This is a genomic window from Providencia sp. AGC89 (assembly GCF_053543535.1).
Genome location: NZ_JBIXLP010000040.1, coordinates 1 through 1267, shown reverse-complemented (window position 1 = coordinate 1267; position 1267 = coordinate 1). Strand labels below are relative to the sequence as shown.

The following is a 1267-nucleotide window of genomic DNA, read 5'->3' as shown; positions in this document are numbered from 1 at the left end:
GTGTAAAATTTGGAGATGTACTATTCAATGCCCATTTTTGGTCATTGATATAAAACTCAAAACCTAACGCTGAAATTTCATTAGCTTTTAATAATGTTTTATTAAAATTCGCTGGTGTGCCTGTTAATTGCAAACTTAACGATGGTGTATTATTACTACACGTAATTTTTATTGGAACAGACAATTCATAATCGCCATTATCAATTCCTTTCTTTGTTATAGTTTTAAAGTCAACAGTTATATCATCCTTATTATCTGAACCACTAATATCACAAGTAACGGCTTGCACAGTGACACTAACAGTAAGAGGCAAAGTCCCCCTGCTACCAGGTGAAATCTCTACAGCCTGAGTTGGAGAAACCAAAAAAAATATGCAAATTCCACCGATGAATTGCTTTAATGCTCTCTCCATTTTTACGATACCTTCATATTTATTCATTTATCTACCTATTGTGAATCATATCGCTGGGAATATTTATCTAACACTATATGATTTATTCAAAATTGATAGTGTAAAATAATGTCGCAGTAAATTGACCAAGTGTAATAGAATTATTTTGTATAGCTTCAGGAGTTCCTTGAACGAAAGCATATAAAGGAACACTCATTGTTCCTGATTCTGTTAGTCTAGGTGACAATTCCTTACCAATCTGAACACGAGATAATTTATCATCCGCAATTCCTATCACAGCACCTTTTGCTTCACTACCTGTATCAAATTTTAGGTATCCATCAGGCGTAACATTTCCTGAACTACCATTAAGTGTTATTACTATAGAATTAGCTAACATAGGATCACAATCTTTTAAGATTAAATTAAATTTTTTATTAACTGAGTGACCATGTAAATAGATTTGTTTATCGATTATGGAGCCCATATTAACTTCAATAGGAGTCTCATCATCAATAACGCAAGCCAGATTAACTAGAGTACCATCATAATTAACTGAAGTTGTATTATTACCCCAAGTTAAACTACTCGCTAAAAAACAACAAGCCGCTATTGTAACTAGATTTATTTTTATCATATGCCACCTTACGGGTAATTTAGTTCTAATGTCGCAGATGCTGTAAATTGACCAGCAGATAATACAGATTTACCACCTTTAACAGGAACAGAGTATAAGGGGATATCTAGTTTTCCACCTTTAGACATGACTAAAGTATATGGCTTATTTAACTCAACAACACTACCATTATCAGAACGATATAGCCGTATACCTAATCCAGGTTTATCAGTTACTAGAGCTTGGGTATCAAACCCACT

At 33.3% G+C, this 1267-nt stretch carries 3 protein-coding genes; all 3 read right to left on the bottom strand.

The genetic code is table 11. From position 1 onward, the window contains the following. Positions 1–439, bottom strand: a 439-nt coding sequence (locus ACIPUA_RS07245; protein WP_449059510.1) for a fimbrial protein, incomplete at its 3' end; no start/stop codon positions are given. A 55-nt stretch (positions 440–494) separates the two neighbouring features. Continuing rightward, the gene (locus tag ACIPUA_RS07240; protein ID WP_249890945.1) at positions 495–1028 is read right to left on the bottom strand and encodes a fimbrial protein; all 534 of its coding nucleotides are present in this window, start codon (positions 1026–1028) and stop codon (positions 495–497) included. Between the two features lie 8 nt (positions 1029–1036). Beyond that, positions 1037–1267: fimbrial protein (locus ACIPUA_RS07235; protein WP_449059509.1), on the bottom strand; the 231-nt coding region annotated here is incomplete at its 5' end.

What these genes read in the sequence shown, in the direction of transcription:
- ACIPUA_RS07240 (WP_249890945.1), bottom strand. Translation starts at nt 1,028, where the DNA reads ATGATAAAAATAAATCTAGTTACAATAGCGGCTTGTTGTTTTTTAGCG.